The sequence below is a fragment of the Tenacibaculum sp. SG-28 genome (assembly GCF_002954385.1).
Lineage (GTDB): Bacteria > Bacteroidota > Bacteroidia > Flavobacteriales > Flavobacteriaceae > Polaribacter.
On the sequence record NZ_MQVY01000007.1, the window covers coordinates 46,375 to 69,744 of the forward strand.

Below are 23,370 nucleotides of genomic sequence, written 5' to 3' on the forward strand. Positions count from 1 at the left end.
TAGAAAAAACATAGCATTAAGAAAGTTTATGACACAAATTATTTTATCATTTGGAGCGATTTACGGAATGTTAGCCGTTATTTTTGGTGCTTTTGGCGCACATGCTTTAAAAAAGAAACTAGACCAGGAACAATTAAAAGCATTTGAAACCGGTGTCAAATATCAAATGTATCACGCACTAGTTTTACTCGTAATAGGATTTTCCTTACCAGAACCCAATACCCTACTTGGTTGGAGTTTTATACTCGGAATTTTTTTATTTTCTTTTAGTATTTACGGTTTAGTGCTTACCGATGCTTTTGGGAATAAGTGGAAAGCTCTAGGCCCTGTGACTCCTTTAGGAGGGTTATTACTTGTTTTGGGGTGGGCTACGCTTTTATGGCATGTGATCTAAGGTAAATTCGTAAAGATTACCGCCCTTTCCGTGAGACTTTTCATCGGTGATATATAACGTTTTATCATCTTTAAAAACTAAGCCTTCTTTTTGAGAAGTATGCGAAAGTGGATATGTCTTTACCTTGCCATTAAAAAATTGATCTCCCGAAAAGTTACTAAAGAGATATACAGTATTATGATTCAGCAGCGCTACTTTTGAAGTATCTGGTGACATATCTGCAGCAGTGACCCAACAACTAGAATTGTCGTTACAAGTTTCAAAACTGCCAAGTTTAACAGCTTTGTGTTTTCCCGCTTTCGCAGGGATTCGATATAAAGTTGTTTTGCCGTATTGCTTATTTACCCTTGACTTGGTAAAAACATATAAAAATTCATTAAAGAAAAACAAAGACTCTGCATCGAAAAAATGATGCTTCTTTTTGGGTGGGAAGGATCGTTGGTCTGGATAAGAAAACTCAATTTCCGCAGCAAAAACTTTAGATTTGGATGCTAGATCTTTGGCTGAAACTTTATAAATAGTGAGGTGTTTCCTCTTGTTTTCATTGTTTCCAATGTCTGCTATATACAAATTACCTTTCGTATCGAAGGTAATATCTTCCCAATCTTTGTTTTTAGCGTCTATGGTTATTTCTCTCTCTATAATCCCTGAGGTACTAACACCATAAAGAATAGGTTGATTACCACTATCATTACACATCCAAAGTAATCCTGATTTTACATCCAGTTCAATACCAGAAACTTCCTTTAAGTCTTTTGGAAGTTTCGATATAAATTTCACCTGTGCAAAACCATAATAATTACAAAAGATAATGCCAACGACAACTAAAAAAATATCTCGCATACAAAATTACATTAGAAGGTTAAGTAAAAATAAAAAACCATAACATTTTTACAAACATTATGGTTAGCTTTTAGTAATAGTTAGTTGTTACTAACGATGTAATTTCAAATCTTTCTAGATAGAAAAAAAAGAACTGAAGATTATTTTATGAGAACAATATCCTTTACAAACTAAAGCTACAAAATATAAACCATACTACCATTAAAAATAAGACTAACGCCCTTATTTAGTGCACCAGCGTATCAATTTAAGACATTAGAAGTCTTGTCTTTAAGAAAAACAACTAAAAGTGACGCAATAAAAAAGCTATCCAAATCGGATAGCTATTATGAGTGGGCGCGAAGGGATTCGAACCCCTGACCCCTTGGGTGTAAACCAAGTGCTCTGAACCAACTGAGCTACGCGCCCTTAATTTATACTCGTTAAGGTTGAGTTTGTGGGCGCGAAGGGATTCGAACCCCTGACCCCTTGGGTGTAAACCAAGTGCTCTGAACCAACTGAGCTACGCGCCCTTAATTTATACTCGTTAAGGTTGAGTTTCGCAACAGAAAATACGTTAAATATTTTTAAACGATTTGCCTGTTTAATGCGGATGCAAATATATAACAGTTTTTAAAATCCACAATGATTTTTTGTGATTTTTTCTATAAAACTTCCGCTACAACAAACGTACTTCCGCCAATATATGCGATATCTTTTTCTTGCATATTCAACTTCAGTATGTTAACCGCCTCCGCTACCGATGCATAACTATCGCCTAATAAATGAAACTTTTTTGCCTTTTCTTTTAATTCTATTTCACACAGTCCTCTCGGCACTGCTGGTTTACAAAAATAATAGGTGGCTTTTTTAGGGAATAATGGTAATATGTCTTCTATTTTTTTATCCTTTACCATACCCAGAAGAACGTGTAAATGCTGATATTTTTCACCTTTAAGTTGCGCCATGGTATGCCCTAGTCCTTCTTTATTATGGGCAGTATCGCAAATAATTTTTGGTGATTCCTGCAGTATTTGCCATCTACCCTTAAGCCCTGTATTTTTAACCACGTGAAGTAAACCATTTACAATACTATTTTCCGAAACGGATACCGATTGCAAACAATCCAAGGCAGCTATAGCAGTCTTGACGTTATGCGCTTGGTAAGTTCCCTGTAAATCCGTTGTAAATGCCACTGTACTGTCGGAAGCAAAACATATTTCAGCGTTGCATGCCTTTGCTTTTTCAATAAATACAGAAGCTGTTTCCTCCTGACGCTCTCCAATAACCACAGGTACGTTTGGTTTTATGATACCCGCTTTTTCGTAAGCTATTTCTGCTAAAGTTTCCCCGAGAAATTGGGTGTGATCCAAACCAATATTAGTAATAACCGAAACTTCTGGGAGTATAATATTTGTTGAATCTAAACGTCCGCCGAGACCTACCTCAACAATAGCAATATCTACTTCTTGTTTAGCGAATTCTAAAAAGGCCATCCCAACAGTCATCTCAAAAAAGGAGAGTTTCTGCTGTTCTAAAAAAGCTTGGTATTCTTGTACGAAAGCAATCACGGCTTGCTCTGAAATTTCCTCCCCATTAATTTTAATGCGTTCTGTAAAACGTTTTAAGTGCGGAGAAGTATACAAGCCTACCGTATACCCTTCTTCTTGTAAGATAGATGCCAACATATGACTTGTAGAACCTTTACCATTAGTTCCTCCAACATGTATAGCCTTAAATTTCCTTTCCGGATTCCCCAAGACCTCCGCTAAAGCAATAGTATTGGTAAGGTCTTTTTTAAAAGCAGTTTTTCCTTGTCGTTGGTACATTGGCAATTGTGCAAACATCCAATCGGTAGCCTCTGTATAGGTCATACTTTTATATCTTAAGTTTTAATGTAATTTGCTACTTTAAGGTAAACACGTAAATAATACTTCCTTTTTGTGGAGAAGCATTTGGAACAGCATTCCAAGTAGTATTCAGGGCTGCTTCCTTAGCAGCTTTATTCAAACACGAATCAGCACTTGTGGAGCCTCTCCCTCCAGGCTCTGCTGCAATAACCTTACCGGTTTTATCTACCACAATACTCACTACTACTGTGCCTTCTTCCTGACAACCATCTTTTGGTTTGGGTTTTGAAAGGGCCTTTCTACCAGCCAAATTGTAATTTCCATCGGAGCCGCTACGTGTATTTCCGTAATAGTTCGAAGTGTTAATATCGCCCTCTTTATTCCCTTTCAACCCTTGTTTTATATCGTCCCCTTCTCCTGCTGTAGCTCCTTCACTGTTCGCTCCTTGCATTAAACTCTCTAACGCGTTCTTTGTGGCTTGTGATGGTTTTGGTTCTGGCTGTTTTGCGGGTTCTACTTCTTTTTCAGGCGATTCGTTGTTTTCTTTTTCCTCTTTAGGCTTTGCTACACTTGGAGCCTCTGTTTGCGCGTCATTCGTTAGCACTTCTTCTTCAGAAGTATTTTCTGAAGTTTCCGCAGTAGATGCTTCTGGAATTTCCTCAGGCATAGCAGTAGTATTCTCTTGTTTTACCTCTTTGACGGGTGCGCCGCTACCAACCTCTGAATTTCCAAAATTTATTGCCACGCCGTATTCTACAGGAGGGTCGAGATAGGTCATTCCAAAACTAAATATCCCAACAAGTAGAAGGGATAAAATTAGCATCGTTAGCCCTGCGGATTTTCTCTTATGTTTTGTATTCAAATATTTCATAACTGTACATCCAACCTAAAAATAAGCAATTACCTCACTGAAGATCGTCTTATTTTCCTTTTACCGCTAAAATCATTTTAAGTTTATTCTTATTAGCTATGTCAATAACCTGCATCACTAGTTTGTAAGGTACATTTTGATCGCCTCTAATAACCACAGTTTTTTCTTTATTTACACCAACTTTTGTTAGTAATTCTAGCTCTAACTGTGCAGCACTAACTTCTTTTTTATCGATGTAAAAAGAAGAATTTTCAGTTATGGTAACCGCAACAGAGGTTTGATTCTCTGTTTTACCTCCTGCTTTCGGGAGTATCACATCAATTGCGCTTACCGTCACTAAAGTAGAGGTTAACATAAAAAAATGAGTAACAAAAATACGATGTCGGTCATCGACGACATATTGAAACTAGGATCCACTTTATTTCTTCCTCTTAAATTCATTACACTGGTTCGTTTAATAAATCTAAAAATTCAACTGAGGTTGCTTCCATTTGATACACCACTTTATCCGTTCGAACTACCAAATGGTTGTAGGAAATGTAAGCAACAATACCAACTATTAAACCTGCAACAGTAGTAGTCATTGCCGTATACAAGCCATCCGATAACATTTTTATATCAATTTGCCCGCCAGAATTTGCTATTTCGTGAATGGCTACAATCATTCCGATTACCGTACCTAAAAAACCAATCATCGGAGCAGCACCAGCAATAGTGGCTAAAACACTTACATTTTTCTCTAATTGATACACCTCTAGCTTCCCCGCATTTTCTATAGCAGTATTAATATCATCAAGTGGTTTCCCTATTCTGGATATGCCTTTACCAATTAAGCGCGCCGTCGGTGTTGGCGTATTAGCACACAAGGTTTTAGCACTTTCTAATTTCCCGTTGGTAATGTGATCCTTGATTTGATTCATGAAATTTTTGTCTACATTCGAGGCTGCCTTAATGGCAAAAACACGTTCAAAATAAATGTATAATGCAACTGCCAATAAAATAAACAACAAGGCTATTATGAGCTGTCCACCAAGCCCTCCATCCATTATTAAATTATAAATAGACAACGTTTTTTCTTGCGATACTGCTTCTATTTCTTGCGCTTCATTCTGAAAATAAACTCCCATTAAAATTGTTTTAAATTATTATAATTAACGATTGTGATGGTCTTTAATTGTTTAAAAAATCCTGAATCTTACAATTCAGGATTAAATATATACAATTTATCGTTGTGCTTTTTTGCCTATGACAAGGTAATTTTTACCATAATATAACCTAAAACCCCAAGCACTATGGTATAGGGCAAGGCCATTTTAACCATTTTACCGTACGATAAATTAATGAGCGGTGCTAATGAAGAAGTAAGCAAAAATAAAAAGGCAGCTTGGCCATTCGGTGTTGCGACGCTAGGAAGGTTTGTTCCTGTGTTTATAGCAATAGCAAGTTTCTCAAAATGCTCTCTACTAATCTCTCCATTTTGAAATGCACTCTGTACTTCCCCAATATATACCGTTGCAACAAATACATTGTCACTAATAGCCGATAAAAATCCGTTTGCAATATAAAAAAGACCAGGTTGTTCTGCTGGGTCTTGCTGTAACGCCCAATCGATAATTGGCTTGAATAAATGTTGGTCATGAATCATCGCTACGATTACAAAAAACACAACTAACAAGCCTGTAAAAGGAAGTGCTTCCTCGAATGCAGGACCTAATTGGTGTTCGTCAATAATTCCCATAAAGGCAGTTTGTACGATTATCAGCGCCAAACCGATAAATCCAACAGGGGCGATATGCAATGCCAAAGCAACGATCAATAAAAGAGCAGCAATACCTTGCACGATTAAACCGATTTTTTGTTTTTCTGTTCGCTTTGCATCTTCTTCCGCAGTATATCCTTCAATAATATCAGAAGCTACCTTTGGCAATTTAGCACCAAAACCAAACCATCCTGTAGATTCTAATACAATTGTAGTTAGTAATCCGGCAAAAAGGACAGGAATTGTGATTGGCGCCATCTGCAGAAAGAACTGGATAAAATCCCAACCCATTCTTTCCCCAATTAATAAATTTTGAGGTTCTCCCACAAGGGTACACACGCCACCTAAGGCAGTACCCACTACTCCGTGCATGATTAAACTTCTTAAAAAACTTCGGAACTGTTCTAACGTTTCTCCGCTTAACTCTTTACGATCTAGCACTCCATCTTTATCGTAGTCGGATATATTGGAATGAATTTTATGGTAAACGCCATAAAAACCAACTGCTACACTAATTAGTACTGCAGTAACAGTTAGAGCATCTAAAAATGCAGAAAGTACTGCAGATATAAAAACAAACAGAAGTGATAAAAGTATTTTGGATTTAATTTTGGTAAAAACCTTACTAAAAATATACATCAATAGCGGTTTCATAAAATATATTCCTGCGACCATGAATACCAAAAGAAGTACAACTTCTAAATTTTGATTGACTTCGTGGTAGGCATTATCAGGCGTTGTTAATCCTAATGCTAAAGCCTCTATCGCTAATAAGCCTCCCGACTGCAATGGATAACACTTTAAAGCCATGGCAAGGGTAAAAATAAACTCTCCAATAAAAAGCCACGCTGTTATGGTTTTACCAAGAATAAAAAATGAAAAAATATTGAATATTAAAAATCCAATCATTGTCATTTTAAACCACTTAGGACTGTTTCCTAAAAAATACTTAAACATACTACTATTTAATTTATACTTTTACATTAACTCTTTAAGAGCTATTTCAAAAGCAGTTTCACTTATTTTTGTTTTTGATGCACTACGTGCGAAAGTTCTTTGTAATGCCTTTTTAATGGTATTTGAGGTGTCCTCAAAAATTGCCTGATCCGACATTTCAACGCGGCGTTCCATGAAGTAGGCAAACACTCTAGCCATTCCACAATTCGAAATAAAATCTGGAATTAAACTTACTTTTTTGTCCGTATCTTCCATAATAGCACCGAAAAAGATTTCTGGATCTGCAAAAGGAACATTTGCACCACAAGAGATAACTTCTAAACCAGTATCGATCATTTTGTTAATTTGATCTTGCTGCACTAATCGTGAAGCCGCACAAGGAGCAAATATTTCACATGGTAAGTTCCAAATACGAGTATTTATTTCTTCAAAAGGAATCATGTGTTCTGCTACCAACGTGTTACCGTCTTTGGCTAGGAAATAATCTTGAATTTCTTCAAAGGTAAAACCTTCCTCCTTAATCACGCCACCAACTCTATCGATAATACCCACTACTTTTGCTCCCATCTGAGCTAAGTAATATGCGGCTGCAGAGCCAACATTTCCAAAGCCTTGTACAATGGCTCTTTTTCCTTTCACACTTCCACCGTAAATATCGTAGTAATGGCGAACTGCCTCTGCTACACCATATCCGGTAATCATGTCGGCAACGGTATATTTTTTGGCTACACTTGGCGATAAACTTTCATCTTCTAAAACTTTAATCACACCATGCGTAACTGCCCTATTCTATTAATTTTATCTGCTTCGGTTGGTTTAAAGTGTCCGTTAAAAACACCTTCTTGCGGATGCCATACACCACTATCTTCTGTAATCGGAATAACTTCATGGATTTCATCTACATTTAAATCACCACCTGTTCCGTAATAGTTTTTTAACAAAGGAGCAACGGCCTTATACCAACGCTCTAAAACTCCTTTTTTACGAGGATCGTGTGGGTCAAAATTTATACCTGATTTAGCACCACCAATGGCAGGACCAGAAACGGTAAACTTCACTTCCATGGTTTTAGCAAGTGACATTACTTCGTATTTATCTAGGCCTTTACGCATTCTTGTTCCTCCTCCAGCTGCTCCTCCACGTAGTGAGTTTATGACCGTCCAGCCTTCCGCCTCCGTTTCAGAATCTTTCCAATTAAAAACTATCTCTGGTTGTTTTTCTTCATATTTCTTAAGTAATTCTTTCATTTTTAATGTTTAAAAATTTTTCAACTTTATTATTTATCCTCTTTTCCATAGCTTTTGAAACTATTGCAAAATATTTTCCCCATATAGTGGGGTTAAAGCTGATCCATATTACTGATTTTTGAAGTTTGTTCAATACACAAACTTAGTGTAAAAATTATATATTTTCTAACATAAAGTAGTTTATCTATGGTTATGCATGGGAAATAAACATTTTTACTTCAAACCGTGTAAAATTTATTGGTTATACCCACTACATAACTTACTCTTGTGGATAAAAAATAACTCCTGAGCAGTGATCTTTAGATGCCCCGGTAACAGAAGCAAGACAATTCGTTTGGTTTTGCATTCTTAGCAACCCGAGAAAAGCAAAAACGAGAGCCTCTTTGTATTCAATAAGTTCTTTATTTGGAAGCACTAATTGTTTTTTTGTATGATATGCAATCCTTTGAATTAAAAAACTATTGAAAACTCCCCCACCAGTAAAGAGCACATGTTTAGATTCTTTAATATGGGACGCTATTTGTATTGCCGCATGTTCCGTAAAAGTTCGCAAAATAGAAGGAATAGAAAAATTATTCGTTTCGATTAGCGGAAATACAATATCCTGTACCCATTCTAATCCTAGTGATTTTGGTGGTGCTTTTTGATAAAAATCTAAGCGGTTCAAGTGTTCTAACAATTGGTGATTCAAAACACCTTTTGCTGCTATTTGCCCACCATCATCAAAATCAAAGCCTAGGTCTTGCACATAATGGTTTAGTACAATATTTACAGGGCAAATATCAAAGGCAATACGATCTTTTTGTTTGTTTTCAAATGATATATTCGCAAAACCTCCCAAATTCACACATCTATCAAACTCTGAAAAAAGTAATTTATCACCGATAGGAACTAAAGGGGCTCCTTCCCCACCCAGAGCTACATCCTGACTCCTAAAATCGCATACCACAGGTATTTTGGTTTTATTTGCTATTGTTTGCCCATCTCCAATCTGAAGCGTATACCCTAATTTTGGTTGGTGTTTTATGGTATGACCGTGACTTGCGATAAAATCAATTTTTGTAATGTGGTAACTATGTATAAAATCTTGAAGCATCGTACCAAGTAACTGCGCATATGCAACAGATAGTTCTTCTAACTCTAAATCGTTGTATGTAATTGCTTTTTGCAGTATATTTTTCCAAGAACTCGCATATGGAATTGTTCTTGAATAAACAATCTCAAACTCGGAATATCTTTTCGGATTAAAGACAGCATATACAATGTCTACACCATCTAGTGAGGTCCCTGACATTACTCCTAAACAAAATATTTTCTCACCCATATTGCGAATATAGAGATCATTCTTTCATTGCATTTAAAAATGAAATTATCAAATTTTGGTAAAAATTAGATAAAAATTAGTTTTAATGAATTAAACACCCCGTATTTTTTGATAATATGATTATAAACAAGTATCTTTGAGCGCATTTTTTACGAATATAACAATCATATTAACAAATTAAATAAATGGATTTTAATCTTACTGAAGAGCATTTAATGATCCGTGATGCTGCAAGAGATTTTGCGCAAAACGAATTATTACCAGGAGTTATTGAAAGAGACGATAAACAAACTTTTCCTGACGAATTAGTACGAAAAATGGGAGAACTTGGTTTCATGGGAATTATGGTTGATCCTAAATATGGAGGTAGCGGAATGGATACTATTTCTTACGTACTGATCATGGAGGAATTGTCTAAAATTGATGCCTCAGCATCGGTTATGGTATCTGTAAACAATTCTTTGGTTTGTTACGGTTTAGAAGCCTACGGTTCGGAGGAACAAAAAGAAAAATACCTAACCAAATTAGCGACAGGAGAACAAATAGGTGCTTTTTGTTTGAGTGAACCAGAAGCAGGAAGTGATGCTACTTCACAAGCTACCACTGCAGAAGACAAAGGAGATTATTACTTATTGAACGGAACTAAGAATTGGATTACCAACGGAGGACGTTCGGATGTATATCTAGTAATCGCCCAAACCGATAGAAGCAAAAAACACCGAGGAATTAACGCTTTTATTGTGGAAAAAGGTATGGAAGGTTTTCATATTGGTCCGAAAGAAGATAAATTAGGAATACGTGGATCAGATACCCATACACTTCAATTTAACGATGTTAAAGTTCCAAAAGAAAACAGAATTGGTGAAGATGGATTTGGATTTAAGTTTGCAATGAAAACGCTTTCTGGAGGTCGAATCGGAATCGCTGCACAAGCATTAGGTATTGCTTCAGGAGCCTATGAACTTGCGCTAAAATACTCCAAAGAGCGTAAAGCATTTGGAACGGAAATTTGCAACCACCAAGCAATTGCCTTCAAATTGGCCGACATGTACACAGAGATCGAAGCTGCTCGTCATTTAGTGATGAAAGCTGCCTGTGACAAAGACGCTGGAATCAATTACGACCGAGCAAGTGCAATGGCCAAGTTATATGCTTCTAAAGTTGCCATGGAACACACCGTAGAGGCTGTGCAAATACATGGCGGTAATGGTTTTGTAAAAGAATACCACGTAGAACGATTAATGCGAGATGCCAAAATCACGCAAATTTACGAAGGAACTTCTGAAATTCAGAAAATAGTTATTTCAAGAAGCTTACTAAAAGACTAAAGAATAGTTTCCTATAAAACAAAGAGTCTTTCCATATGTTTGGAAAGGCTTTTTTTTTACAATTTAATTGGGCAAAAAATAAAACCTCTAAACTACATCTCTTTCACGTTTTCAAATTGAACTTTATGTAAATGAAGACCAGAAGAAGGGGCTATAGATTTTATAAACGAAATAGAACTTTTTGGATCCAAGGATGCCTTTATAAAATCTAGCGTTACGTTTCCTTTTCCCAAATCAAAAAGAGCTCCCATAATTAAACGAATTTGATTTCTCAAAAAACCCTGCCCCTTTACTACGAGTACATAACTCCTTTCCGGAAAAAAAGACGCGGTTAAATCTGTATTTACTACGATTCTACAAAACTCTATACGCCTTTCTACTTTGGTATCCTCGGATGGTTTTGTACAATATCTCTTGAAGTTGTGAAACCCTTCAAAAAGCATCGCTCCTTGTTGCATCAAACCAATGTCTAAATCGTCTATAATTCCAGTTAAAAAGGCAGCTGCATATGGATGGTTCTTTTCCCCAAAAGAAAAATAATATCGATACTCTTTCGTTTTTGGATGTTGGATAATATTGAAAGAAGCATCCTCAATATTTTGTATTTGTACCAAGCGAATATCTGTTGGAGAATTTTTGTTGAAAGAATTGATGAAATCTTCTTTTACTACCGCAGAATCAATAAACAACTGTACGTAGAAATCTGTAGCCGATACTTTGGCATCGGTTCTTCCTACCCCAATTGATTTATTGCGAATTCCTTTACAAACAAATTTAAGTGTTTTATCCACTGCCCAATGCACTGTTTTAAGATTTGGCTGTTTCTGCCAACCGTGAAAACGAAATCCTAAATACTGAATTTGGAGAAGGTAAATGTTTGTATAGTTCATAGGGGTAAAAATACAGCTATTTTATAGTTTTTTATTTTTATTAATTCTAAATAATTATTGAATTATCAACAAATTTATGTTTTTTGTAAAAAAAAATCATCAAAATCAACGAATTGGTGAAAATAATTTAATGGATATCGTTTTTTTTCTGTGGAAAATGCATTTTTATCAAATTAATAATAAAAGAAGCAGAAATTAAGCAGTTCGCATTTTATAGCATTACAGCATACTTGCTTTTATCATATAAAAATTTTTAGCCCTCTTTTTTTAATACCCTCCTAGCAGCGAAAACGTTGTAGAAACCTAAACTTCTAAAGCTCATTTGCTTATGTGCACTAAAAATTGAAAATTAGCAACTCCGTGCAACCACTTAGAGTAGAAAACAGTTTGTCAAAATCTAATAATATGACACATATTTATCGCTTTATTTCAGGATTTAGCACTAGCATTATTTTACAATCTAAAAGATATATAAAAGAATTAAAACAACAATAACACTCCTAAACTCAATTTTCACGGTATCAGATTGTGTAAATGAAGGAAACAAAAACATAGGAATACAAATAAGAATGGAAAATATAATCTTGAAGGTATTTCAACTCACAAAACAAAAACAATATAACAAATGAAAAAAATTGAAGCGGTTATACGAAAATCTAAATTTCATCAGGTAAAAGATGCCCTTCATAAGGCCGGTATTAATTTCTTTTCCTACTGGGATGTAACGGGGCTTGGGAATGAAAAAGAAGGACACGTATATCGAGGGGTAGCCTATAATACCAGTGATATCCAAAGAAGGTACTTATCTATCGTTGTAAATGATGAATTTGAAAAAGCTGCTATAGATGCAATTCTAGCAGCCGCTGCAACTGGTGCTATAGGTGATGGCAAAATTTTCGTTTCTACGATTGAAGAAAGTTATCGAATACGAACAGGAGAAAAAGGAGGAGACACACTAAACTAACAAGAAAAGCAATGGATATACTTACTTTAAACAATGTATGGATGATGCTCTGTACAGCATTAGTATTTTTTATGCACCTAGGATTCGCATTTTTAGAAATAGGTCTTACGCGCCAAAAAAATACGATTAATATCTTATTCAAAAATATATTTATAATAACCGTTGGACTGTTGTTATACTGTCTTATAGGGTTCAATTTGATGTACCCAGGATTCGCCGAAGATTCGTTAGGAATTTTTGGTTTCTCCGGATTTGGATTAGAGCCTCCTCTACAAAACGGAAGTTTAGATTTAGCCTATAATAAAGGTTATACCTACTGGACTGACTTCTTATTTCAAGGCATGTTTGCTGCTACCGCTGCAACTATAGTTTCTGGAGCTGTTGCAGAACGAATGAAGTTAGGCCCCTTTATCATTTTCACAATACTATACGTAGGTTTTATCTATCCTCTTGCAGGATCTTGGAAATGGGGAGGTGGCTTTTTAGACAGGCTAGAAACTCCCTTTTATGACTTTGCTGGTTCTACCCTAGTGCATTCTGTTGGTGGTTGGGCAGCTTTAGTTGCAGTGTATTTACTGGGGGCGAGAATTGGAAAATTTAAAGACGGGAAGGCACAGGCAATACCGGGTCATAACGTACCAATTGCAACAGCAGGAGTCTTGATATTATGGTTAGGATGGTTTGGCTTTAACGGTGGATCTGTATTATCCGCAGATCCAACTGCTACCTCCTTAACTCTAGTAACAACATGTCTAGCAGCAGCTGCTGGTGGTGTACTAGCCTTTATCACCTCTACCGCACTCTATAAAAATTTCGACTTAACCATGTTTCTCAATGGGATACTAGGAGGTCTTGTTGGAATTACTGCCGGTGCCGATCAAATGTCTCCCTCAGATGCAATCCTTATTGGCGCAATAGCAGGTATTATTGTCGTTCTTGCAGTAGGCTTAATTGACAGATTAAAACTGGATGATCCTGTAGGTGCAATTGCCGTTCATCTATTCTGTGGAATATGGGGAACCATAGCAGTTGGCATATTTGGAAATCTAGCGGGATGGGAGCAATTTTTATCACAATGCATTGGAGTGATTTGCTATGCTGCCCTTTGCATTATATCCTCGTTTCTAATCCTTTTCACGGTGAAAAAATAAGTGGTATAAGAGTTACGGAACGCGAAGAATTAGAAGGCTTAGATAAATACGAACACGGAATAAATTCTTATCCAGACTTCAGATTAAACGAACACTAAAACACAAAATTTAAAAGATGAAAGACCAAGGACTATATTTGAGTGAGTTTGAAAGAGATAATTGTGGTGCAGGTTTTATCTGTAACCTGAATGGAGAAAAATCGAATACGATCATACATAATGCTTTAGAAATTTTAGTAAAGCTAGAACATCGAGGAGCCGTTAGTTCCGATGGAAGAACAGGAGATGGTGCAGGTATTTTAATTGATATACCCCATGCCTTTTTTAATCGAGTGTGTTCCTTTACAATTCCTGCGGTTCGTGAATATGCTGTTGGTATGGTGTTTTTGCCAAAAAGCTCTAACCAATCGACGTATTGTATTAGCGTATTTGAACAAGAAATAGAAAAGCAAGGTCTTCGAATAATTGGATGGAGAGATGTTCCTGTAGACACCTCTTTTATGGGAAAAATTGCAGCACAAACCGAACCCAAAATAAGACAAGTATTTATTGATAAAAACAACGAAGCTATAGATGAACTTACATTCAACGCTAAATTGTTTGCTGCACGAAAAATAACAGAACATACCATCGCCAATTCTAAACTGTCACAAGCAGATTATTTTTATATTTCTAGCCTCTCTACGACAACACTTATATACAAAGGGTTACTAATTCCGGAAGACATCGGTAGGTATTATAAAGATCTTAAAGAAACGGATGTGGTTACGCGACTAGCATTAGTACACCAGAGATTTTCAACCAATACCTTTCCTGCTTGGAGCTTAGCACAACCCTTTCGCTACATGTGTCACAATGGAGAAATCAATACCCTGCGTGGCAATGTGAGTAGGATGCGCGCCCGAGAAGAATTGATGCAAAGCCCATTATTTGGCGAAGACATCCATAAAATATTCCCTATTGTTAGGGATGGAAAATCAGACTCTGCATCTATGGATTTGGTGGTTGAATTATTGCTGATGACAGGCAGGTCTTTACCAGAGGTAATGATGATGATGGTACCAGAGGCATGGGAAAAACACCAAACCATGTCGGCAGATAAAAAGGCTTTTTACGAATACAATTCCTGTATTATGGAACCTTGGGACGGACCCGCTTCTATACCATTTACCGATGGAAATTATATTGGTGCGCTATTGGACAGAAATGGTTTACGACCATCGCGATACACGGTAACCAAGGATGGTTTTGTTATTATGTCTTCTGAAATTGGAGTGGTTCAGGTAGCACCTGAAAATGTAGAGAGACATGGAAGATTAGAACCAGGAAAAATGTTCTTGGTAGATATGAATGCGGGGAGAATTATTGAAGATGAAGAAATAAAAACAAAAATAATCTCCGATAAACCGTACCAAAAATGGGTGGCAGAACACACCTTACCATTAGCAAAAGTTCCATACAAGAATCACATTCCACCCATTGAACCAACAAACTACCATACCCGATTGCGCGCCTTTGGATATACCATTGAAGAGATAAATACTATTATAATTCCTATGGCATCCTTAGCTAAAGAAGCTATTGGATCTATGGGAACAGATACTCCCCTAGCAGTACTTTCGGATAAACCGCAGATACTATATAACTATTTTAAACAATTATTTGCCCAAGTTACCAACCCTCCATTAGATGGTATCAGAGAGGAACTGATTACCGACATAAGTTTGGCTATAGGAGGCGATAAGAATATTTTTGATATAATTCCGGAACAAGCAAAAAACTGCGCATCAACAACCCTGTAATCTCTAACGATGACCTGCACAAGATAAAAAACATAGACCATCCAGACTTCCAATCCGTTTCTATCCCAATTTTATATCCAATATCACAAGGCGTAAATGGCCTTGAAAAGGCATTAGACAACATACTTGTTGCGGTAGAGAAAGCAGTCTTTGAAGGCGCAAATATTATTATTCTTTCCGATAGAAATATCGATAAAGACAATGCACCAATTCCTGCGCTTCTTGCATGTTCTTTTGTACACCATTCGTTAAACAATCTACAAAAAAGATCCAAATTTGGCATTGTATTAGAAACGGCTGAAGCAAGGGAACCGCATCACTTTGCTACGTTATTTGGCTACGGTGCAAGTGCCATAAATCCGTATTTGGTTAATGAGATTATTCGCGAACAAGTAAGAACAAAGGTAATAAAGGACATAGACGAGGATACTGCCGTAGAAAACTTTAATAAAGCGATTGGAAAAGGACTCCTGAAAATAATGAATAAAATAGGTATTTCAACACTGCATTCGTACCGAGCCTCGCAAATCTTTGAAGCATTGGGACTCAAGAAAACTTTTGTTGAAAAATATTTTCCTTTTACGCCTTCGAGAATCGGGGGTATTGGTTTGGTGGTTTTAGACAAAGACATTCAAAAGCGATTTGATAAAGCATTTAAATTAGAAGACTACAACGCGGCGCTAGATTTGGAAATAGGTGGCGATTATCGATGGCGAAGAAATGGAGAAAAACACATGTTTAATCCAACAACAGTAGCAAAATTACAACAAGCAGTTCGTGCAAAAAGTAAAGAGAGCTATACAGTATATGCCGACAATATCAACAAGCAGAATGAAAATTTAATGACCCTTAGAGGTTTGTTTGAATTCCACAACCTAGATCCTATTTCTATTGATGAAGTAGAACCCTGGACAGAAATAGTTAAACGTTTTAAAACTGGTGCAATGTCTTATGGATCCATCAGCGAAGAAGCACATGAGAATCTCGCTATTGCGATGAATAGAATTGGCGGAAAGAGTAACTCTGGGGAAGGTGGAGAAAACAAACAGCGTTTCCTTAGAGAAGCAAATGGCGATTGGAAGAACAGTGCTATAAAGCAAGTTGCCTCTGGCAGATTTGGTGTGTCTAGTAATTACCTAACCAACGCCAAAGAAATACAAATTAAAATGGCACAAGGTGCAAAACCAGGAGAAGGCGGACAATTACCAGGAGAAAAAGTACTTCCTTGGATTGCCGAAGTAAGAAACTCGACACCTTATGTTGGATTAATTTCACCGCCGCCACACCACGACATCTATTCTATTGAAGATTTAGCACAACTAATATTCGATTTAAAGAATGCAAATAGGGAGGCTCGAATTAATGTGAAACTAGTATCGAAAGTTGGAGTTGGAACCATTGCAGCAGGAGTAGCAAAAGCCAAGGCCGATGTTATCTTGATTTCCGGATTTGATGGCGGAACTGGTGCTTCACCACTTACATCACTCAAACATGCAGGATTGCCTTGGGAACTAGGTTTAGCAGAAGCGCAACAAACCCTAGAACTGAATGGATTGCGAAACCGTGTGGTTTTAGAATGCGACGGACAGTTAAAAACTGGAAGAGATGTTGCAATAGCTGCGCTATTGGGGGCAGAAGAATTTGGTTTTGCTACAGCCCCCTTGGTTGCCTCAGGATGTATCATGATGCGGGCTTGTCATCTGAATACTTGCCCTGTAGGAATTGCAACACAAGATCCTAAACTTCGAAAAAACTTTAAAGGGACTCCGGAGCACGTAATCAACTTTATGTATTTTGTAGCAGAGGAGTTACGACAAATCATGGCACAACTTGGATTTAGAACCTTAAATGAAATGATTGGGCAAACTCAAAAACTAAATCCCAACAAAGCCATAAACCATTACAAAGCTAACGGAATTGATCTTTCCGCTATTTTACACCAACCAAAAACTGAAAAAGTAACTATTAAATACAATACGGAAAAGCAAAATCACAACCTAGAAAATGTATTGGATACTAAAATTTTAAACGATGCAAAAGCTGCCATTATAAATGCAACGGAAACTACTTTAGAGTACACCATTCAAAATACCGATAGAGCGGTTGGTGCTATTATAAGTAATGAAATATCCAAAAGACATGGAGAAAATGGCTTACCAAATCATACCCTCAACCTTAAATTCACCGGATCTGCCGGGCAAAGCTTTGGTGCTTTTGCCACTAAAGGAATAACTTTAACCGTAGCCGGAGAAACAAACGATTATTTGGGTAAAGGACTCTCTGGTGCAACACTAATTGTTAAAAAACCAGAAAATGCCACCTTTGAAGCTTCGGAAAACATCATAACTGGAAATGTGAGCTTATATGGCGCTACTAGTGGAGAAGCCTATATTAACGGTATCGCAGGAGAGCGATTCGCTGTTCGGAACTCTGGGGTAATTACAGTTGTTGAAGGCGTTGGAGACCATGGTTGTGAATATATGACTGGTGGTACTGTGGTAGTTCTCGGTAAAACAGGAAGAAATTTTGCTGCAGGAATGAGTGGTGGTATTGCATATGTTTTTGATAAACACAAGGATTTTTCTAGTACGTTATGTAATACAGAAATGGTAGATCTTGACCCTTTAAAGGAAAAAGATTATGACGTATTAAAAGAGCATATTGAAACGCATGTAAACTACACCAATAGTGCACTTGGCAAAGCATTTATTGCCGATTGGGAAAATTGCAAACAATACTTTTTAAAAGTATTTCCAAGAGACTATAAGAAAGCATTAAAAAAGCTATCTAAACAAGAAATAATATTGAAAAAAATATCAGCATAATTATGGGTAAGATAGGAGGATTTTTAGAAATAGAAAGAAAAAACGAAGGAGCAAAAACTGTACAGGAGAGAATTAATAACTACGAAGAATTTACCATAGCCTTACACGAAAAGGAATTACAAGAGCAAGGATCGCGTTGTATGGATTGTGGTATTCCGTTTTGCCACAGTGGCTGTCCTTTAGGAAATTTAATTCCAGATTTTAATGATATGGTATATCGAGGGGAATGGAAAAAAGCTTCTGCATTATTACATGCTACCAATAATTTCCCAGAATTCACCGGTAGACTGTGCCCTGCTCCTTGTGAAAAAGCATGTGTTTTGGGCTTAGTTGACAATCCGGTTTCTATAGAAAATATCGAAAAAAATATTGTAGAAAAAGCATTCTCGAATGGATGGATAGTGCCCGAACCTCCTAAAAAAAGAACGGGAAAAACAGTAGCAATTATAGGATCTGGCCCTGCAGGTTTGGCTGCAGCTCAGCAATTAAACAGAGCCGGACATAACGTAACCGTCTTTGAACGGGAGGATGAAGTAGGCGGTTTGCTTCGTTATGGAATTCCAAATTTTAAATTAGAAAAACAAATTATTGATCGAAGAGTGTCCATTTTAGAAAAGGAAGGGATTATATTTAAAACCAACGTAAACGTTGGGGTCAACTACGATGTAAAAAATTTAGATTATTTTGATGCTATTGTACTTTGTGGAGGTGCTACCAAAAAAAGGAGTCTCCCAGTAAAAGGAATAGACGCAAATGGAGTGCACCAAGCAATGGATTTTTTAACCCAACAGACCAAACAAATTTTTAACAAACCAATTAACGGTGCTATAATTAGTGCGACAAATAAAAATGTTATCGTAATTGGTGGTGGTGACACAGGATCAGATTGTGTAGGTACCTCCAATAGACAGGGTGCAAAATCAGTTACAAATTTTGAAATAATGCCGAAACCACCAATAGGAAGAAGTGAAAAAGCACCTTGCCATATTGGCCAATCATCCTGAAAACTACTTCATCTCACGAAGAGGGATGTGACAGAAATTGGCTAATTAACACCAAAGAGTTTATAACCGACAGTAATGGAAACCTTACCGCTTTAAAAACAGTTGAAGTGGAGTGGGAAATTGCTCCTGGAAAAAGACCAACCTTAGTTGAAAAAGAGAATACAGAAAAAATCTGGGCTTGTGACTTAGCGCTTTTAGCGCTTGGTTTCACAGGACCGGAGAAAACATTAAGTGAACAGTTGGGTATAAACTTAGAGGAAAATAGTAATTATAAAGCTAACAACTACAAGACAAATATCCCTCATATTTTTACTGCTGGAGATATGAGAAGAGGACAATCTTTAATTGTATGGGCCATATCTGAGGGTCGTGAAGCAGCACTTTCAGTAGATACCTACCTTTCCACAAATAGTTATTTACCAGCAAAAGGGAGCGGCAATTTACCTGGCGCATAAACCGATATCACAGCCACTTTCCTGTTTGGAGAAAGTGGTTATTTACGATACCACTTTTAAATAATGAGAACCTGCATTAAATCACTTTTTCTCCAATAATACCAACTAAAAAACCTAAGGTTGCCCCAAGAGAAGTATTGTAATTATTTTGTAATTTACTTTCCGGGATAATATCCTGAAAAAGCAAATACAAAATACCGCCACTGGCAAAGGTCATCAAATGCGCGGTTAAATCAGGATATTCCGACAATACAAAATGGCCTATTAATGCTGCAACAATTCCAAAAAAACTCAAAATAAAAAAAAGAAACAATGTCTTTCTAGCAGAAAAACCACTCTTTGTAAGATCTCGAAAAGAATTAAATGCCTCTGGTAAATTTTGAAGCCCTATAAACAATGCTAATAAAGTTGCCATATTAGTTTCAATAGCATATACTGCTCCAAGTGCTATAGACTCTGGAATAAAATCCATAAGCATAGCTAGAAGTGTTGCTGTTTTACCTCCTTTTTTACCAAGGTAGCGATCTATGAACATAAACAATACTGCTCCTATGACAAAAGAAAATGCCATTGGCAAAAGCTCCAATTCCTCCATGCCCTTTGGAATTAAAACTAATGCTACGGCAGAAAGAATAATTCCTGCACCAAAAGACATTAGCGTATGAATAAATTGATATTTCGAAGGAGTATCCTCAAAATGAGCATCAAAATAGTAAGCTAATACTCCGCCAAAGAAAACAGTAATACCGGCAAGTAAAGACATTAAAACAATAGATAGAATCATTTTAAATCAAATCATGTAAAAATGCATAGATCCTTGTGCATCTTACTATTATTAAACTTTCTACAAGATAACTAGAAATTAAAAGTTATCAAAAGATATCTCGCAAGAGTTGCGCAAGTTACTTTCAAAAATGAATGCCATGCTAAAAAACAGTACCACCAAAACGGTTTTATATGGCATGTACCATTTTGGTGATCGGATTTAATATACCAGTTCGTTGCTGTATATCGTTATTCTACAACATACCTTCCAATATACGGAAGAATATCCCCGCCAATATATAAAACACCATTGTTTTCCTTTACGGCTCCTGCCTCTGGAATAACTTCTCCTGTTGTATCACATAAGGAAGATATTATCTTTCCGTTCTCAGAAACATGTAAAACAATACCGTATTCATCTTGCTTTGGCTGCATGAATTCCGGGAGAGCATAAATAAATTTTTTCATACCTTTTTAGCATGGATTTTATCTAATGCATCATTTCTTTTTGTAGAAAATCCAAGCCAAAAACTACCATCTTTACGCATAGAAATTCCATTGGGAAAACCTGGAAGATTGTCCATAAATATTTCTTTCTCTCCTTTTTTAGCTCCCTTTAACCAATATTTAAGAATTCGATATTTAGTTGTTTCTGTCATCAAAATAAAATCTTCATTTTTAGAAAGAACAACGCCATTACCAAAATAAGTACCATCAATAAGTGTGGTGACTTTTTTAGTTTTTGGATTGTATTGGTATAATCCCCCATTTGGTTGTAGTTCTAAAATCAATTTTCTACCATATTGGATATCGTAGGGGGCGTCATGAGAGGTATTGGAAAAATAAATATTTCCATCCGTAGCAATATCAAGGCCATTGGGAATTAAGAAAGGCCTACCTTTTTCATCTGTCTTGGCTAGTACTTTAACTTCCTTGTTTGGAGAAATACTTATAAGTCCTTGCCTATGACTTAAGGCTATAAGATTATTATTCGAATCAAAATGTAAACCAGAAACCCACGAACTAGCATCGTAAAATTCCTGAACAACTCCATTTGGAGAAATTTTTAGAATCTTCCCATCACTAAAATCTCGCTTACCAATGTGAACACCACAATACAGATTTCCATGTTGATCAAAAACAATATCTTCAGGACCGTACCACCCATTTAATGGAATCTTTGTGGCAGTTAGTAATTTATCATTAACCTCTAAAGCAGGTTTTGTTGGAGCCTGCCAGGCCGTAGGTTTTAATGCACACGACTGTATAAATAATATGGCTAAAAGGAAATTCCATAGTAGTATACGATTTAAATTTTTTTGTTCCATGCTTTAACTTTTTTATGTTGAAAAGCAAAACTCCTTCGAAACATTGTAAAAAGCGTTTACCTATGTAAAGAATGCCTTACTACTACTTCTTTTTTGTCAACTTATTTCTAAGTCTACTAAGTTGTGTTGCAGAAATACCAAGATAGGATGCGATGTGATATTGCGGTATTAATTGCTCTAAATTAGGAAATTTTTTTCTAAAAAGTAAATAACGTTCTGTTGCATTCATTAAAGCCATTTCCAACTCCTTTTTTTCCTTTTCTAAAAAATAAAATTCCGCAATCTTTCGACCCAATCTCTCTAAATCATGAAATTTTAAAAACAATCTTTCCAACGCTGCGTATTCGGCTACCCAAATTACACATTCCGTTAAAGCCTGTTGCGGTATTAAGTTCCGTTGCTTATTTAATAGAGAAGTATAAGCCCCTATCATACTTGGCCCTACGAAAAATTGCTTATTGTATTCTTTTGCTTCGCTGTTTGTAAAAAAGGCTCTTACCACTCCTTCTTCTAAAAATGCAATTTGCTTAGCATATTTACTCTCTTCAATAAAATAGGCATTAGCAGCTAAATGCTGCTTCTCAAAGAGTTTGGAGAGATGGTTCCAGGTATGCTCCGATATAGGAGAGATTTGGTTAATATATTGTTTTAGAAATTCCATCGAATGGTATCCTAATAATAGTTAAATCAATTGTAATACGAAAATAATTGGTAAAATCGAAATAAAGAACTGTTGTCATTTTATTTTAAATGCCTACATTATTTTTTTAGCCAAATATTTTTGTACCTCATATACATCAATACTCTTGTTGAACTTTTTACTAACGGAAGGGGTATTTTCACTAGAAATCCAAATTTTTAATTCGGCATCCAAATCAAATGTCCCTGCTGTTTCTAAGGAAATTCTTGAGATATTTTTGTAGGGTAAGGATTTATATTCCACTTTACTACCGGTTAAACCTTGTACATCAATAAGAATTAATCGTTTACTAGTAAACATAAAAGTATCACGTAACAATTTAAAACCTAATTCAACAACTTCATTTTCAATGAGAAGCCGACCATATTTTTCGGTTAATTTCTCCGAAGAAACCTCACTTGCATTTCCTATTAACTTATTCAATAATCCCATAAAATCAACTCTCTTTTTCTTTTGTGTTAAATTGTAAAGTCAAAAACATTGCGAAGATTAGCAGCGCATTTCCAATTATTCACAACCAAAATAAAATACCCATTTCATTAGAAGCAAATATAGAATTGAGAAGTATTAAAATAAAACTAACAATAATTATAACCAATAGTATATTTTCTTTATTCATAGATTTGATGGTATAAAATTATAAATAAAAACAATCTACAATTTCTAATGACTTTCTACAAATATAAATAATTAAACCATATGACAAGTAGTTAGAAGATATAGCATATGCCTTTTATAGTAAGAAGTCAGCGCAAAATATCAAATCTAAAAAGGAAGTATGCTATTTGCAACAGAAAAAGAGAACAATAACATACCAACAAAATGTAAACAATTAAAATCCTAATTATGTAAAAGCATAAATAGCACCGCTTATCATACCTGATAGAACACATTCAAAAATTGAAAAAACATTACAATACAAGAAAAAAATGCGC

At 36.0% G+C, this 23,370-nt stretch carries 15 protein-coding genes, 2 tRNA genes and 5 pseudogenes; 6 read left to right on the forward strand and 16 right to left on the reverse strand.

Annotated features, from left to right (window positions below; genetic code table 11):
* Positions 1-28: 28 nt before the first annotated feature.
* The gene (locus tag BSU00_RS12500) at positions 29-394 is read left to right on the forward strand and encodes a DUF423 domain-containing protein (RefSeq protein WP_105004678.1); all 366 of its coding nucleotides are present in this window, start codon (positions 29-31) and stop codon (positions 392-394) included.
* On the opposite strand, the gene BSU00_RS12505 is transcribed toward BSU00_RS12500, so the two are convergent.
* The 10 genes and pseudogenes from BSU00_RS12505 to BSU00_RS12550 all read right to left on the reverse strand — a co-directional run bounded on the left by BSU00_RS12505 (position 377) and on the right by BSU00_RS12550 (position 9,224).
* Positions 377-1,237 (reverse strand): hypothetical protein, encoded by an 861-nt coding sequence (locus tag BSU00_RS12505; protein ID WP_233188744.1) that lies wholly within the window; start codon positions 1,235-1,237, stop codon positions 377-379. The genes BSU00_RS12500 and BSU00_RS12505 overlap by 18 nt on opposite strands.
* Before the next feature lie 333 nt (positions 1,238-1,570).
* A tRNA-Val gene (locus BSU00_RS12510) sits at positions 1,571-1,645 on the reverse strand.
* Between the two features lie 29 nt (positions 1,646-1,674).
* Positions 1,675-1,749, reverse strand: a tRNA-Val gene (locus BSU00_RS12515).
* A gap of 132 nt (positions 1,750-1,881) precedes the next feature.
* Entirely contained in the window at positions 1,882-3,090 is a 1,209-nt protein-coding gene (locus BSU00_RS12520) for a folylpolyglutamate synthase/dihydrofolate synthase family protein (protein WP_105004679.1), read from the reverse strand.
* Positions 3,091-3,121: 31 nt separating this feature from the next.
* Positions 3,122-3,937, reverse strand: a complete 816-nt coding sequence (locus BSU00_RS12525; RefSeq protein ID WP_105004680.1) for an energy transducer TonB — start codon at positions 3,935-3,937, stop codon at positions 3,122-3,124.
* A 49-nt stretch (positions 3,938-3,986) separates the two neighbouring features.
* Positions 3,987-4,378, reverse strand: a pseudogene (locus BSU00_RS12530) (ExbD/TolR family protein).
* The gene (locus tag BSU00_RS12535) at positions 4,378-5,064 is read right to left on the reverse strand and encodes a MotA/TolQ/ExbB proton channel family protein (RefSeq protein WP_105004681.1); all 687 of its coding nucleotides are present in this window, start codon (positions 5,062-5,064) and stop codon (positions 4,378-4,380) included. Before BSU00_RS12535 ends, BSU00_RS12530 begins: the two are co-directional and overlap by 1 nt.
* A 116-nt stretch (positions 5,065-5,180) precedes the next feature.
* Complete coding sequence (nhaB, locus tag BSU00_RS12540) at positions 5,181-6,653, reverse strand: sodium/proton antiporter NhaB (RefSeq protein ID WP_105004682.1); 1,473 nt, start codon at positions 6,651-6,653, stop codon at positions 5,181-5,183.
* Positions 6,654-6,674: 21 nt separating this feature from the next.
* A pseudogene (locus BSU00_RS12545) lies at positions 6,675-7,900 on the reverse strand (Glu/Leu/Phe/Val dehydrogenase dimerization domain-containing protein).
* 259 nt (positions 7,901-8,159) lie between these two features.
* Positions 8,160-9,224 carry an anhydro-N-acetylmuramic acid kinase gene (locus tag BSU00_RS12550; protein ID WP_105004683.1) on the reverse strand — a complete coding sequence of 355 codons (1,065 nt, stop codon included), beginning with the start codon at positions 9,222-9,224 and terminating at the stop codon, positions 8,160-8,162.
* A 185-nt stretch (positions 9,225-9,409) separates the two neighbouring features.
* On the opposite strand from BSU00_RS12550, the gene BSU00_RS12555 reads away from it, so the two are divergent.
* A complete protein-coding gene (locus tag BSU00_RS12555) occupies positions 9,410-10,552 on the forward strand; it encodes an acyl-CoA dehydrogenase (RefSeq protein WP_105004684.1) in 1,143 nt (380 codons plus the stop codon).
* A 92-nt stretch (positions 10,553-10,644) separates the two neighbouring features.
* Here the strand turns inward: BSU00_RS12555 and BSU00_RS12560 are convergent, their stop codons facing one another.
* On the reverse strand, positions 10,645-11,442 hold the full coding sequence (locus tag BSU00_RS12560; protein WP_105004685.1) for a tRNA pseudouridine(38-40) synthase TruA: 798 nt from the start codon (positions 11,440-11,442) through the stop codon (positions 10,645-10,647).
* 625 nt (positions 11,443-12,067) lie between these two features.
* On the opposite strand from BSU00_RS12560, the gene BSU00_RS12565 reads away from it, so the two are divergent.
* From BSU00_RS12565 to BSU00_RS12580, 4 genes and pseudogenes are all read left to right on the forward strand, one after another.
* Positions 12,068-12,406 carry a P-II family nitrogen regulator gene (locus tag BSU00_RS12565; RefSeq protein WP_105004686.1) on the forward strand — a complete coding sequence of 113 codons (339 nt, stop codon included), beginning with the start codon at positions 12,068-12,070 and terminating at the stop codon, positions 12,404-12,406.
* 11 nt (positions 12,407-12,417) lie between these two features.
* Positions 12,418-13,655: pseudogene (locus tag BSU00_RS12570) on the forward strand (ammonium transporter).
* Positions 13,656-13,672: 17 nt separating this feature from the next.
* Positions 13,673-18,183: pseudogene (gltB, locus tag BSU00_RS12575) on the forward strand (glutamate synthase large subunit).
* 2 nt (positions 18,184-18,185) lie between these two features.
* A pseudogene (locus BSU00_RS12580) lies at positions 18,186-19,642 on the forward strand (glutamate synthase subunit beta).
* 76 nt (positions 19,643-19,718) lie between these two features.
* Here the strand turns inward: BSU00_RS12580 and BSU00_RS12585 are convergent.
* The 5 genes from BSU00_RS12585 to BSU00_RS12605 all read right to left on the reverse strand — a co-directional run bounded on the left by BSU00_RS12585 (position 19,719) and on the right by BSU00_RS12605 (position 22,867).
* A complete protein-coding gene (locus BSU00_RS12585; RefSeq protein ID WP_105004687.1) occupies positions 19,719-20,426 on the reverse strand; it encodes a ZIP family metal transporter in 708 nt (235 codons plus the stop codon).
* Positions 20,427-20,656: 230 nt separating this feature from the next.
* Complete coding sequence (locus BSU00_RS12590) at positions 20,657-20,875, reverse strand: hypothetical protein (protein WP_105004688.1); 219 nt, start codon at positions 20,873-20,875, stop codon at positions 20,657-20,659.
* On the reverse strand, positions 20,872-21,735 hold the full coding sequence (locus tag BSU00_RS12595; protein WP_105004689.1) for an SMP-30/gluconolactonase/LRE family protein: 864 nt from the start codon (positions 21,733-21,735) through the stop codon (positions 20,872-20,874). Before BSU00_RS12595 ends, BSU00_RS12590 begins: the two co-directional genes overlap by 4 nt.
* A gap of 82 nt (positions 21,736-21,817) precedes the next feature.
* A complete protein-coding gene (locus tag BSU00_RS12600) occupies positions 21,818-22,396 on the reverse strand; it encodes a Crp/Fnr family transcriptional regulator (protein ID WP_105004690.1) in 579 nt (192 codons plus the stop codon).
* 93 nt (positions 22,397-22,489) lie between these two features.
* On the reverse strand, positions 22,490-22,867 hold the full coding sequence (locus BSU00_RS12605) for a PH domain-containing protein (protein ID WP_105004691.1): 378 nt from the start codon (positions 22,865-22,867) through the stop codon (positions 22,490-22,492).
* Between the last annotated feature and the right edge of the window lie 503 nt (positions 22,868-23,370).